The organism is Streptomyces sp. NPDC042346 (assembly GCF_055581845.1).
The window spans coordinates 160,531-173,586 of sequence record NZ_JBVJEH010000008.1; the positions used below are offsets into that span (position 1 = coordinate 160,531).

General features: G+C 73.7%; 9 protein-coding genes and 1 pseudogene. 3 read left to right on the top strand and 7 right to left on the bottom strand.

Annotated elements, in window-relative coordinates:
• Nucleotides 1-105: 105 nt before the first annotated feature.
• Together ACZ6K0_RS28865 and ACZ6K0_RS28870 are read right to left on the bottom strand one after the other, a co-directional pair.
• A complete protein-coding gene (locus ACZ6K0_RS28865; RefSeq protein ID WP_469232885.1) occupies nucleotides 106-1,329 on the bottom strand; it encodes a M20 family metallopeptidase in 1,224 nt (407 codons plus the stop codon).
• The gene (locus ACZ6K0_RS28870; protein ID WP_469232884.1) at nucleotides 1,326-2,780 is read right to left on the bottom strand and encodes an MFS transporter; all 1,455 of its coding nucleotides are present in this window, start codon (nucleotides 2,778-2,780) and stop codon (nucleotides 1,326-1,328) included. Before ACZ6K0_RS28870 ends, ACZ6K0_RS28865 begins: the two co-directional genes overlap by 4 nt.
• Nucleotides 2,781-3,175: 395 nt before the next feature.
• Between ACZ6K0_RS28870 and ACZ6K0_RS28875 the strand changes: the two genes are divergently transcribed.
• A complete protein-coding gene (locus ACZ6K0_RS28875) occupies nucleotides 3,176-4,159 on the top strand; it encodes an Lrp/AsnC family transcriptional regulator (RefSeq protein WP_469232882.1) in 984 nt (327 codons plus the stop codon).
• 47 nt (nucleotides 4,160-4,206) lie between these two features.
• Here the strand turns inward: ACZ6K0_RS28875 and ACZ6K0_RS28880 are convergent, their stop codons facing one another.
• The 3 genes from ACZ6K0_RS28880 to ACZ6K0_RS28890 all read right to left on the bottom strand — a co-directional run bounded on the left by ACZ6K0_RS28880 (nucleotide 4,207) and on the right by ACZ6K0_RS28890 (nucleotide 7,457).
• Complete coding sequence (locus ACZ6K0_RS28880) at nucleotides 4,207-5,757, bottom strand: MFS transporter (RefSeq protein WP_376400932.1); 1,551 nt, start codon at nucleotides 5,755-5,757, stop codon at nucleotides 4,207-4,209.
• 126 nt (nucleotides 5,758-5,883) lie between these two features.
• A complete protein-coding gene (locus ACZ6K0_RS28885) occupies nucleotides 5,884-6,297 on the bottom strand; it encodes a RidA family protein (protein ID WP_376400935.1) in 414 nt (137 codons plus the stop codon).
• Nucleotides 6,294-7,457, bottom strand: a complete 1,164-nt coding sequence (locus ACZ6K0_RS28890) for an acyl-CoA dehydrogenase family protein (protein WP_469232879.1) — start codon at nucleotides 7,455-7,457, stop codon at nucleotides 6,294-6,296. Before ACZ6K0_RS28890 ends, ACZ6K0_RS28885 begins: the two co-directional genes overlap by 4 nt.
• Before the next feature lie 138 nt (nucleotides 7,458-7,595).
• Here ACZ6K0_RS28890 and ACZ6K0_RS28895 point away from each other — a divergent pair, with 138 nt between their 5' ends.
• Both ACZ6K0_RS28895 and ACZ6K0_RS28900 read left to right on the top strand, forming a co-directional pair.
• Nucleotides 7,596-9,218, top strand: a complete 1,623-nt coding sequence (locus ACZ6K0_RS28895; protein ID WP_376400941.1) for an AMP-binding protein — start codon at nucleotides 7,596-7,598, stop codon at nucleotides 9,216-9,218.
• Nucleotides 9,219-9,261: 43 nt separating this feature from the next.
• Nucleotides 9,262-10,089, top strand: coding sequence for a PaaX family transcriptional regulator (locus ACZ6K0_RS28900; RefSeq protein ID WP_376400943.1), 828 nt, complete (start codon nucleotides 9,262-9,264; stop codon nucleotides 10,087-10,089).
• Nucleotides 10,090-10,224: 135 nt separating this feature from the next.
• Here ACZ6K0_RS28900 and ACZ6K0_RS28905 read toward each other — a convergent pair.
• Together ACZ6K0_RS28905 and ACZ6K0_RS28910 are read right to left on the bottom strand one after the other, a co-directional pair.
• Nucleotides 10,225-10,668, bottom strand: a pseudogene (locus ACZ6K0_RS28905) (anthrone oxygenase family protein); the annotation flags it as partial.
• Between the two features lie 30 nt (nucleotides 10,669-10,698).
• Nucleotides 10,699-13,056, bottom strand: a complete 2,358-nt coding sequence (locus tag ACZ6K0_RS28910; protein ID WP_469233032.1) for a bifunctional salicylyl-CoA 5-hydroxylase/oxidoreductase — start codon at nucleotides 13,054-13,056, stop codon at nucleotides 10,699-10,701.

The following is a 13,056-nucleotide window of genomic DNA, read 5'->3' on the forward strand; positions in this document are numbered from 1 at the left end:
GGGCACGCGAAAGGCCCTCAGGCTCCGTACGGAGCCTGAGGGCCTTTCGCGTGCCCGGATGCCGTGTCAGGTGGCCGTGTCAGGAGGCTGTGTCAGGTGGCCTTGTCAGGAGGCCGTCGGTGCGGCCGGGTCCCGGTAGGGGGGTCGGGTCGTGAGGCGGTCGAGGAGGGACCGGCGGTGTGCGGGGGTGGTGGCGAGGTCGAGGGCGGTCCAGGCCATGGCGAGGCCTCCGTCGAGGACGGCGCGGTCGGCCTGGGGGGTCGTGCCGTACCGGGTGAACTCGGGGTTGTGCATGATCGTGTCGCCGCTGTCGTAGCCGATCAGCGGGTGGATGGTCGGGACGTGGTGCGAGACGTTGCCCATGTCGGTGGAGCCGCCCCGGAGGGACGGGTCCTCGGCCCGGACGTCCCGGCCCAGCGCGCGGGCGGCGGCGAGGTAGCTGCGGCCCATGGCCAGGTCCTGGCGGAGGTCGGCGTAGTCGTTGCCGACGGCCTCCAGGGCGAGTTCGGCGCCGGTGGCGAGGGCGCCGGCCTCGAAGCAGGCGCGGACGCGGGCCTGGAGCTCGCGGAGTTCCTCGCTGGTCCCGGCGCGGCAGTCGTAGTCGGCGGCGGTGTGCGCCGGGATGACGTTGGCGGCCTCGCCGCCGGAGGTGACGAAGCCGGAGACGACGGCTCCGGGCCGCATCTGCTGGCGGTACGCGGCGATGGCGACCTGCGCGATCATCATCGCGTCGGCGGCGTTGACGCCGCGCTCGGGCATCGCCGCGGCGTGCGCGGAGCGGCCCGTGTAGCCGACCTTCCAGCTGCTGATGGCGAGCGAGCTCATGCCGACGGAGTCCGAGGGCGCGGCGTGCACCATCATCGCGGCGGCGACGTCGTCGAACACGCCGCCGCGCAGCATGTCGACCTTGCCGCCGCCGGACTCCTCCGCCGGGGTCCCCAGCAGCTTGACGGTGATGCCGAGCTCGTCGGCGAGCGGCGCGAGCGCCAGGGCGGCGGTGACGGAGGCGGCGCCATTGACGTTGTGGCCGCAGGCGTGGCCGATCCCGGGCAGCGCGTCGTACTCGGCGCAGATCCCGATGACGAGGTCGCCGCTGCCGGCGGTGGCGGTGAACGCGGTCGGCAGGTCGCACACGCCACGGGTGACGTCGAAGCCCGCGGCTTCGACGAGATCGGTGATCCGGCGGGCGGAGCGGTGTTCCTCGTAGGCGAGTTCGGGGTCGGCGTGCAGCTGGTGGCTGAGGGCGAGGACCTCGTCCTGGCGTCGTCTCACGACGTCGCGGGCGCGGGCGCGCAGCAGGTCGAGGGGTGCGGGTGCGGTGGTGGTCATGAGCGGTCCTCGCGGTCCTTCACGGTGCGGTAGAGCAGGGAGATCGCGGCGCCGGCCAGGGAGACGACCGCGCAGATCGTCCAGGAGGTGGTGTAGGCGCCGAGTTCGGGCAGGGTCTCGCCGGCCGGCGTGCGGGCGGCGAAGACGGTGAGGACGATCGCGGCGCCGGCGGACCCGCCGACGTTGATGAGGAGTTCGTTGATCCCGGAGCCGACCGAGGTCCGGTCGTGGGGCACGGACTCGACGGCGAGGGTACGGGTGGAGTGCTGGAGGAAGCCGATGCCGAGCCCGGCGACGGCGGTGCCGGTGAGGAACAGCGGCATCGAGCCGTGCCAGGTCAGGGAGGCGACGTAGCCGGCGGCCATGAGGAGGGAGCCGGCGCACAGGGTGAGCCGGTCGGAGATCGCGGCGGCGACGGCGGGCGCGGCCAGGGCCCCCGCCGCGATGGCGAGGAGGTTGGGCAGCATCGCGAGGCCGATGGCGAAGGGGTCGAGGCCCAGGCCGTAGCCGTACTCGGCGGGGCCGGTGCCCATGAAGACGGGGTTGGCGACCTGGAGGCCGATCATCGGGACGGTGAAGGTCACGGTCACGAGGGAGACGGTGACGACGTTGCGGTGCCGGAACATCCGGACGTCGATCATCGGCTCGGCGGTACGCAGCTCGACGAGGACCCACAGGGCGGTGACGAGCGTGCCGCCGACGAGGCAGCCGAGGGTACGTGCCGAGGTCCATTCCCAGTCGGGCAGTCCGCCCATGCCGAGGCCGAGCATGATCGCGACGAGGCCCACGCACAGGAGGATTCCGCCGGCCCAGTCGATCCGTCCGCCGGGGCGTGCCGCGGACTCGGGCAGCAGCGGCCAGGTGACGGCGAGGGCGAGGCCGACGGCGGCGGTGGGCACCCACAGGGCGGCGGTGGGGCTGTCGACGGTACGGGCGACGAAGCCGCTGGCGATCAGACCGACCGCGATGCCGGCGACGAGCGCGGCGACCATGTAGCTGATGCCGCGCCGGGACTCCCCGTCGCCGTCCTTGCCGCGGTTGCGGAGGACGCCGACGAGCAGCGGGAAGAAGCCCGCGAACGCGCCCTGGAGGACCTGGCCGACGAGCAGCACCTCGAAGGAGCGGCTCAGGCCCACCAGGACGGAGCCGAGCAGCACGATCGCGAGGTTCCAGCGAAGGACGCGCCGGTGGCCGTAGAGATCGCCCATGCGGGACAGCACCGGGGTGAACGCGACGGACGCGAGCAGGTTGGCGATGCTGATCCAGTTCAGCTCGGCGGCGGTGACGTGGAGGGTGTCCGTGAGCCCCTTCAGCAGCGGGGAGAGGAAGCCCTGGGTGATGCCGCTGGACAGCTCGACCAGCGCGACGGAGGCGATCACCGCGGCGCCGGGGGTCGCGCGGACGGCGGCCCGCGACGCCGGTGGCGTCCGCAGGGTGTCGGTGTCCGTCATACGTACCACCTGTTCGGGGAAGGGGCCCGGGGGCCTGGGCGGGGAGGTGCCGGGGTGTGGGAGAGCGGGGTGCGGGAGAGCGGGGTGGGGAGGGGCGGGGGCGCCCGGCGGCGGCCGGTCTTCGGTCGGCCACGTGGCGAAATCCGCACCACAATGTCGCCAGCGGACAGGCAATCGGGCAAGAGTGCGCCTCACAATCGGGTGAAGGCGTCATTCAGCCGGGTCTGATCGGCGGATCCAGGCAGGGACCCGCCCCCGACGGCCCTCCTCCGACACGCCCGCGACCCACCCCGGGCCCCGCCCCGGGACCTCTCCCCCGGCCGCACCGTAGGGTCCGGCCACACGCCCGTCACACACCCCGCCGCCCACCCCGCGCACCCCCAGGAGATTCCTCGATGACGACGGCCGAGCCCCCACTGCCCGGCTCGCTCGACGCCCTGGACCACGCCGTGCTCCGGGCGCTCCACCGCGATCCCCGCGCGCCGTTCTCCGAGGTGGCCGCCACGGCCGGGGTGCACGAGCGGACCGCCGCGCGGCGACTCGACCGGATGACCGCGACCGGGGCGGTGGGGTTCACGGCGGCCCTCATCCCCGAGTACCTCGGCGAGGGCGTCACCGCCGAGGTGGCCGTGCGCTGCGCCCCCGGCCGCGTGCACGAGACCGCGCTGGCCCTCTCCCGGCGGCCCGAGACACGGTCCGTCGAGGTCGCCACCGGCGCGCTCGACGTGTTCGCCGAGCTGAACGTGCCCGACCACGACGCCCTGCTCACCCTCGTCGACGCGGGGATCGGCAGGCTCGACGGTGTCCTCGACATCCACTCCTCGGTGGTCCTGCGGCTGCTCCTCACGGCCAGTGACTGGGCGCCGTACGACGACGAGCCCACCGACGTACGACGCCACGCCATCGAGGGCCGGCGCCTGCCCGAGCCTCCGGTGGTGGACGAGCTCGACCGTCGCCTGGTCGCGCTCCTCCACCGTGACGCCCGGATGTCCACCACCCGGCTGGCCCGCGAGCTCCGGGTCGGCGAGACCACCGCACGCCGCCGGCTGAGCCGCCTGATGGCCTCCCACGTCCTCCACCTAAGGCTGCACGCGGAGCCCGCGGTGCTCGGCTACCCCGTCGAGGCGCGGTTCCGGCTGGCCGTCAGCCACGCCCGCCTCGACGCCGCGATCCGCCGCCTGGCCGAGGAGCCCGCCGTCCGCCACCTCGTCGTCACGACCGGGACGACCGCACTCCTCGGCTACTCCAGTCACCGCTCCACGGCGGATCTGCACGACTTCGCCGCCCGCGTCTTCGGCGCACTCGACGGCGTCGCGTCGGCGGAGGTCGCCCTGCTGATGCGCACCTACAAACGCGCCGGGTTCGCACCGGGCCCGTAGGCGCGAGAAGGCCCGGGCCGTCTCACGGGCCCGGGCATCGGCTCCGGTCAGGCGCCCGGGACCACGCCGCCCTTGAGGCGTTCGAGGTCCGAGGGGCGGACCTGGATGGCGACGAGGGCGATCACGAAGGCGAGGACCGCGAAGACCGCCGCCACGATGAAGCCGGCCGAGACTCCGGCGGTGAGGACCTCGTCGCTCCAGGGCGGGGGCAGTTGGCCGGTCTCGGCGAAGCGGGCCTTCTCCAGCGGTCCCGCCTGGGCGAGGAAGGCCGGGACCTGCGTGTCCGCCTCGTTGCGGCTGACCGTGCCGAAGACCGTGACCAGGATCGAGAGGCCCAGCGAACCGCCCACCTGCTGGGTCGCGTTGAGCAGGCCGGAGGCGGCTCCGGTGTCCTGGGCCCTGACGTTGGAGAGGGCCATCAGGGTCAGCGAGACGAACATGAAGCCCATGCCGAAGCTGAAGACCAGCATCGGACCGAGGATCGAACCCAGGTACGTCGAGTCGATGTTGGTGAAGGTGAGCCAGGAGAGGCCGACCGCCAGACAGAGCGACCCCACCACCATGAAGGGCTTCGGGCCGAACTTGGGCAGGAGTTGCGAGGTGATGCCGGCGGCGACCGCGATGACGGCGCTCACCGGGAGGAAGGCGAGACCTGCTTGGAGCGGGCTGAAGTCCAGGACGGTCTGCACGAAGAGCGTGAGGAAGAAGAACATCCCGAAGATCGCGGCCGCGAGGCAGAGCATGATGCCGTAGGTGCCCGCGCGGTTGCGGTCGGCGAACATGTGCAGCGGGGTGATCGGCTGCCGGGAGCGGCGTTCCACCAGGACGAAGGTGACGAGCAGGACGACCGCGGCGACGAAGGAGGCGATCGTGAACGGATCGCGCCAGCCTTCCTGTGCGGCGCGGATGAATCCGTAGACCAGCGCCACCATGCCGAGGGTCGAGGTGAGCGCGCCGGTCACGTCGAAGTGGCCGGGCTGGCGCGCGGACTCCTTGACGTGCCGGGGTGTCAGGAAGGCGATCATGAGGGCGATCGGCACGTTCACGAAGAAGATCCAGCGCCAGTCGAGCCATTCGACGAGGATGCCGCCGGCGAGCAGGCCGATGGCGCCGCCGCCTGCCGACACGCCCGCGAACACGCCGAAGGCGCGGTTGCGTTCGGGGCCTTCTTCGAAGGTCGTGGAGATCAGCGAGAGGGAGGTCGGCGAGGCGATCGCGCCGCCGACACCCTGGAGCGCGCGGGCCGCGAGGAGTTGCCAGTCGCTCTGGGCGAAGCCCGCGAGCAGGGAGGCGAATCCGAAGAGCAGGACACCGAAGATGAAGGTCCTGCGGCGGCCGAGGATGTCGCCCGCGCGTCCGCCGAGGAGCAGCAGTCCGCCGAAGGTCAGCGTGTAGGCGTTCACGACCCAGGACAGGCTGGTGGTCGAGAAGTCCAGGGACTGCTGGATGTCGGGCAGGGCGATGTTCACGATGGTGATGTCGAGGACCACCATCAGCTGACAGGACGCGATCACGAAGAGGGCGATGCCCTTGCCGTCCCCTTTGCCCTTGCGCGGGGAGGTCGCGGTCGAGGTCGTCGGCTTCGGGTCACTGGTCATGGCTACTCATGACTTCTCATGGCGCATCGCTCCCTCACCGGAGGGGCCGTGGGCCGGTCAGTCCACCTTTCGACATTAAGCCCGGCCCGCTCGGGCGACCAGTTGATCAATAGCGGCCCCGTCGGGTCAGGCGTGGGCGGGCTCGTCGAGGACCGCGAAGCCGTCCAGCTCCACGCGCGCCTGTGCGTCCCAGAGGCGTACGACTCCGATCACGGCCATCGCCGGATAGTCGCGGCCCGCCAACCGGCGCCAGATCCGACCCAGTTCGTGGGCGTGGGCGCGGTAGTCGTCGACGTCGGTGGTGTAGACGGTGACGCGGGCGAGGTCGGCGGGGGTGCCGCCGGCGTGGCGCAGGGCGGTGAGGAGATTGCCGAGGGCGGTGGTGAACTGCTCGGGGAGGGTGTCCCCGACGACTGCTCCCGCCGCGTCGAGCGCGGTCTGTCCGGCGAGGAAGACCAGGCGGGTGCCGGTGGCGGTGACGGCGTGGGAGAAGCCGGTGGGCGGGGCGAGTTCGGCCGGGTTGTGGCGGTGGAGGCTCATGCGGAGCCCACCTCCTGTCGGATGGTCCGGGCGGGGCCGGCGGCCTGGGCCGCGTACAACTCCTTGGCGATGATGGCGCGTTGGACCTCGCTGGCGCCCTCGTAGATGCGGGGTGCGCGCACCTCGCGGTAGAGGTGTTCCAGGAGGTGGCCGCGTTGCAGGGCGGCGGCGCCGTGCACCTGGACGGCGGCGTCGACGACGTACTGCGCGGTCTCGGTGGCGAGGAGTTTCGCCATGGCGGAGCGCCGGGGCACGTCCGGGTCGCCGCTGTCGTACGCGGTGGCCGCCGCGTAGACGAGGAGGCGGGCGGCCTCCGTGCGGGTGGCCATCTCGGCGATCCGGTGGGAGACGGCCTGGAGGTCGGCGAGGACGCCGCCGAAGGCGGGGCGGGCGGCGGTGTGGGCGACGGCGGCGTCGAGGGCGGCCTGGGCCATGCCGACGGCGAAGGCCCCGACGCTGGGCCGGAAGAGGTTGAGGGTGTTCATGGCGACCCGGAAGCCCTGGTCCGGTGCGCCGAGGAGGTCCTCGGGGCCGACGGGGACGCCGTCGAAGGTGAGGGTGCCGAGGGCGTGCGGGGAGAGCATGTCGAAATGCTCCCCGCCGAGTCCGGGGCGGTCGGCGGGGACGAGGAAGGCGGTGACGCCGCGGGCGCCCGCGCCGCGGGTGGTGCGGGCGAAGACGGTGGCGAAGTCGGCCTCGGGAGCGTTGGAGATCCAGCGTTTCTCGCCGTGCAGGCGCCAGCCGCCGCGCCCGTCGGGGACGGCGTCGAGGGCGAGCGCGGCGGCGTCGGAGCCCGCGCCGGGCTCGGAGAGCGCGAAGGCGGCGACGGCCCGTCCGGCGGTGGCCTCGGGCAGCCAGCGGGCGCGCTGCGCCGGGGTGCCGAAGGCGGCGACCGGGTGGGTGCCGAGGCCCTGGAGGGCGAGGGCGGTCTCGGCCTCGGTGCAGGTCTGGGCGAGGGATTCGCGCAGGAGGCAGAGGTCGAGGGCGCCGGCGTCGAAGAGGCGGGCGAGGAGGCCGAGTTCGCCGAGGGCGGCGACGAGGGGGCGGTTGACGCGGCCGGGCTCGCCCTTCGCGGCGAGCGGCGCGAGACGGTCGGCGGCGAGGACGCGGAGCTCCGCACACCAGGTGATCTGTGCCGGATCGAGCGAGAATGCGGGCATGTGGGCCCTCTCCGACGCCCTCCGGCGCCCTTGTCGCTGCGCCATCCGGCGCCCTTGTCGCGAACCGTTGACTGTCGTCACCAACACGATACGCTCATGGGGCGTTGAGCGACCCCACCACGACAGGGGGACGGACTCATGGAGCTGACACCCTCGGCCCACCTCGACACCTTCGCCCGCGACCGGCTGCCACCGCCGGAGCGATGGCCGCAGCTCCTCTTCGAGCTGCCGGAGCTCACCTACCCCGACCGGCTCAACTGCGGGGCGGAACTCCTCGACCGTACGGTGGAACGATTCGGCACGGACCGGCCCGCCTTCCACGACGGCGAGGGCGGGGTCTGGAGCTACGGCGAGCTCCTCGACCGCGTCGACCGCATCGCCCACGTCCTCACCACCGACCTGCGGGTCCGGCCCGGCAACCGGGTGCTCCTGCGCGGCCCGACCACCCCCTGGCTCGCCGCCTGCTGGCTCGCCGTGATGAAGGCCGGCGCCGTCGCCGTCACCGTCCTGGCCCAGCAGCGCGCCCCCGAGCTGGCCGTGATGGCCGACGCCGCGCGCTGCACCCACGCGCTCTGCGACGCCCACTCCCTCGACGAGCTCCTCGCCGCCCGGATCCCCGGCCTCCGCGTCACCGCCTTCGGCGGGGACGGCCCCGACGACCTCCTCGCCCTCACCGCCCGCCACCCCGGCCGGTACGAGGCGGTGGCGACCGCCGCCGACGACGTGGCGCTCATCGCCTTCACCTCCGGCACGACCGGGCAGCCGAAGGGCTGCGTCCACTTCCACCGGGACGTCCTCGCCGTCGCCGACACCTTCTCCGCGCACGTCCTGCGCCCGCTGCCCGACGACGTCTTCGCCGGCTCGCCGCCGCTCGCCTTCACCTTCGGCCTCGGCGGGCTCGTCGTCTTCCCCCTGCGGGCCGGGGCGAGCGCGGTCCTGCTCGAACAGGCGGGCCCCAAGCAGCTGCTCGCGGCGATCGAGCGGCACCGGGTCTCGGTGCTCTTCACCGCCCCGACCGCCTACCGCGTCATGCTCGACGAGCTGACCGGCGGCGGCGCCCCCGACGTCGGCTCGCTGCGGCGCTGCGTCTCCGCCGGCGAGAACCTGCCGGAGGCGACCTGGACGGCCTGGTACGGCAGCACGGGCCTGCGCCTGATCAACGGCATCGGCGCGACCGAGCTCCTGCACATCTTCCTGTCCGCCGCCGACGGCGACATCCGCCCCGGCACCACGGGCCGCCCCGTGCCCGGCTGGCAGGCCAGGATCGTGGACCGGGAGGGGCGGGAGGTCCCGGACGGCGAGGAGGGGCTGCTCGCCGTGCGCGGCCCGGTGGGCTGCCGCTATCTGGCCGACCCGCGCCAGGCGGAGTACGTACGGGACGGCTGGAACGTCACGGGCGACACGTACGTCCGCCGGCCCGACGGCTGGTTCCGCTATGTCTCACGGGCCGACGACATGATCATCTCGGCCGGGTACAACATCGCCGGACCCCAGGTCGAGGAGGTGCTCCTCGGCCACCCCGACGTGGTCGAGACGGCGGTCGTGGGCCGCCCCGACGAGCTCCGCGGGCAGGTCGTCGTGGCGTACGCGGTCGTACGGGACGGAGTGCCGCGCGACTCCGTGACGGCGGCCGCGCTGCGGGCCTTCGTCCGCGCCCGCCTCGCCCCGTACAAGTCGCCCCGCGAGATCGTCTTCCTCGACGCGCTGCCGCGCACGGCGACGGGCAAGCTCCAGCGCTTCCGGCTGCGCGACCCGGTCTGATCCGGGACCGGGCATGTCAGGACCACCCCCTAAAGTGATCACCGTGGCCGAGCAGCACACTCCCCGATCCCTCATCGTCTCCCTCTACGGCGCGTACGGCCGGGGGCCCGACGAGTCCCCCATGCCGGTGGCCGCGCTGATCCGGCTCCTCGGCGGGCTCGGCGTGGACGCGCCCTCGGTGCGCTCCTCGGTGTCGCGGCTGAAGCGGCGCGGGCTGCTGCTGCCGCGCCGGACGGCGGACGGCGCCGCCGGATACGCCCTTTCGGAGGACGCCCGGCGGCTTCTCGACGACGGCGACCGCCGGATCTACGCCCGTTCGGAGCCGAAGCTGTCGGACGGCTGGGTCCTGGCCGTCTTCTCGGTGCCCGAGGCCGAGCGGCACAAGCGGCACCTGCTGCGCTCCCGGCTCGGCCGGCTGGGCTTCGGCTCGGCGGCGCCGGGTGTCTGGATCGCGCCGGCCCGGCTGTACGAGGAGACGCGGAACGCCCTGGAGCGGCTGGAGCTCTCGACGTACGTGGACCTCTTCCGGGGCGAGCACCTGGGGTACGCGGCGACGGCCGAGGCGGTGGCCCGCTGGTGGGACCTGCCGGCGATCGCGGGGCTGCACGAGGAGTTCCTCGCGGCCCACGAGCCGGTCCTGCGGGCCTGGCGGTCTGCGCCGGGCGGCCCGGAGGACGCCTATCGGGCGTATCTGCTCGTCCTGGACTCCTGGCGGCGCCTGCCGTACGCGGACCCGGTGCTGCCGGCGGAGCTGCTGCCCGACGACTGGCCGGGCCGGCGCTCGGCGGAGGTCTTCGCGGCCCTGCACGAACTGCTGTGGGAGCGGGGCGCGGAGTTCGTGCGGCCGTTCGTCGCCGGGGACACCCCTTAGTCCCGGGCCTGGTCCTGGGCCTTGGTCCCGGGCCTGGTCCCGGGCCGTGCCCCGTACCGCCATCGCCCGGATCAGGCAGACGAGTCCCGCCACCGCCAGGATCGTGCGGACCAGGTTCCACGCCACCCAGGGGTCTTCGAAGGCGGCACGGGCGGCGGCCGGGTCGTGGGCGGCCGCGAGGGCGGCGTTGAGGGGCACGTTCGCGGCCGTGGTGACCAGGAAGACCGCCGCGCAGAGGACGAACCCGGCGAGCGTCCAGACCCGCGCCCGGGTGGCCCGGTGCTGCCAGGCGGCCACCGCCGCGAGGATCGGCGCCCCGAAGAACGCGGTGAAGAACACCGGGTTCTGGATCACGTCGTTGATGTTCCGCATCACCTCGAAGAAGACCCGGTCGTCGCTGCGTGCCAGCGCCGGCATCACCGAGCAGACGTACGCGAACACCACCCCCGCGACCAGTCCGGTCGCCACCGTCGCCGCGCCGAGGACGGCCCCGGCACCTCTTCCACCCGTGTTCTGTGTCATGTCCCCATTCAAGTGGGGGGACGACGCGGAGAACATGGTTCCGCGTCGCACCGGCATACGCGAGCGTCCACGGTCGACCGGGCGGGTCTACTCGCGGCGGCCCGTCGGGGGCGGGCGGCTGCCCGCGCGGTACGGGGCCGGCCAGGGGGCGGCCGGGCCCTCGTAGCCCTGGTCGGCCGCCGCGTGGAGGGTCCAGTGCGGGTCGTAGAGGTGGGGTCGGGCGAGGGCGCAGAGGTCCGCACGGCCCGCGAGGAGCAGGGAGTTGACGTCGTCCCAGGAGGAGATCGCGCCGACCGCGATGACGGGGACGCCGACCGTGTTGCGGATCCGGTCGGCGTACGGGGTCTGGTACGAGCGGCCGTACTCGGGGCGCTCGTCGGGGACGACCTGGCCGGTGGAGACGTCGATCGCGTCGGCGCCGTGAGCGGCGAAGGCGCGGGCGACCGCGAGGGCGTCCTCGGTGCTCGTGCCGCCGGCGGCCCAGTCGGTCGCCGAGACGCGCACGGTCATGGGGCGGCCCTCGGGCCACACCTCCCGTACGGCGTCGAAGACTTCGAGGGGGAAGCGCAGCCGGCCGTCGAGGGTGCCGCCGTACGCGTCGGTGCGGTGGTTGGTGAGCGGGGAGAGGAAACCGGAGAGCAAGTACCCGTGTGCGGCGTGCAGTTCGAGCAGGTCGAAGCCGCAGCGGGCGGCGCGTCGGGCGGCGGCCGTGAACTCCTCGCGCACGGCGGCGAGTCCGGCGCGGTCGAGGGCGTGCGGGGTCTGGTTGACGCCGGACCTGTACGGAAGGGGCGAGGCGGCGACGAGCGGCCAGTTACCCTCGGGCAGCGGCTGGTCGATGCCCTCCCACATGCGCCGGGTGGAGCCCTTGCGGCCGGAGTGGCCGAGCTGCACGCCGAGCGCCGTGCCGGGTGCCTGTGCGTGGACGAAGGCGGCGATCCGGGCCCAGGCCTCGGCCTGCTCGTCGGTCCACAGGCCGGTGCAGCCGGGGGTGATGCGACCCTCGGGGCTCACGCACACCATCTCGGTCATGACGAGTCCGGCGCCGCCGAGGGCCCTGGCGCCGAGGTGGACGAGGTGGAAGTCGCCGGGGACGCCGTCCTCGGCGACGTACAGGTCCATGGGCGAGACGACGATCCGGTTGCGCAGGGTCAGTCCGCGCAGGCGGAAGGGGGTGAACATGGGCGGGGTGCCGGGCGGGCAGCCGAAGTCGCGTTCGACCGTGTCGGTGAAGGCCGGGTCGCGCAGCCGCAGGTTGGCGTGGGTGACGCGGCGGCTGCGGGTGAGGAGGTCGAAGGCGAAGCGGCGGGGCGGGCGGTCGACATGGCCGGCGAGCTCCTCGAACCAGCGGAGGCTGGCGGCGGCCGCGCGCTGGGTGGAGGCGACGACGGGGCGGCGCTCCACCTCGTACGCCGTCAACGCCTCGGCCAGGGTGGGGTGTTCGCCGATGGCGGTGGCGAGGGCGAGGGCGTCCTCGACGGCCAGCTTGGTGCCGGAGCCGATGGAGAAGTGCGCGGTGTGGGCGGCGTCGCCGATGAGGACGGTGTTGCGGTACGACCAGCGCTCGTTGACGACGGTACGGAACGCGGTCCAGGCGGAGCGGTGGGAGCGCAGCTCCCGGCCGCCGAGCGCCTCGGCGAAGATCTTGGCGCAGCGGGCGGTGGACTCGGCCTCGTCGAGTTCGTGGAAGCCGGCGGCCCGCCAGACCTCCTCGCGCATCTCGACGATGACGGTGGAAGAGCCCGCGGAGAAGGGGTAGGCGTGGAGCTGCATCACGCCGTGCTCGGTCTCGGCGATCTCGAAGCGGAAGGCGTCGAAGGCGAAGTCCGCGGCGAGCCAGATGTAGCGGCAGCGGTGGGTGGTGAGGGTGGGGCGGAAGTGCCCGGCATGGGCCTCGCGGGTGCGGCTGTGGACGCCGTCGGCGGCGACGACCAGGTCGTGGCCGGCGGCGAGCTCGTCGGCGGGCGGGGCCTCGGTGCGGAAGCGGAGCCGTACGCCGAGCTCGGCGCACCGGGCGTGCAGGAGCTCAAGGAGGCGGCGGCGGCCGAGGGCGGCGAAGCCGTGGCCTGTGGAGGTCGTGCGGTGGCCCCGGTGGACGACGTCGATGTCGTCCCAGCGGACGAGCTCGCGGCGGAGCGCCTCGTACACGGCGGGGTCGGCGTCCCGGATGCCGCCGAGGGTCTCGTCGGAGAGGACGACGCCGAAGCCGAAGGTGTCGGAGGGTGCGTTCCGCTCCCAGACGGTGACCTCGCGGGCGGGGTCGAGCCGTTTGAGGAGGGCCGCGGCGTAGAGGCCGCCGGGGCCGCCGCCGACGACGGCGATCCGCGCGATCCGCGAGGGCGTCCCGGCGGTCGGGGGGACGGCCGGGTCCGCCGGTGTCGTGGGTACGGCCGGGTCCGGGGGGACTGCCGGGTCCGGGGGGACTGCCGGGTCCGGGGCGGCCAT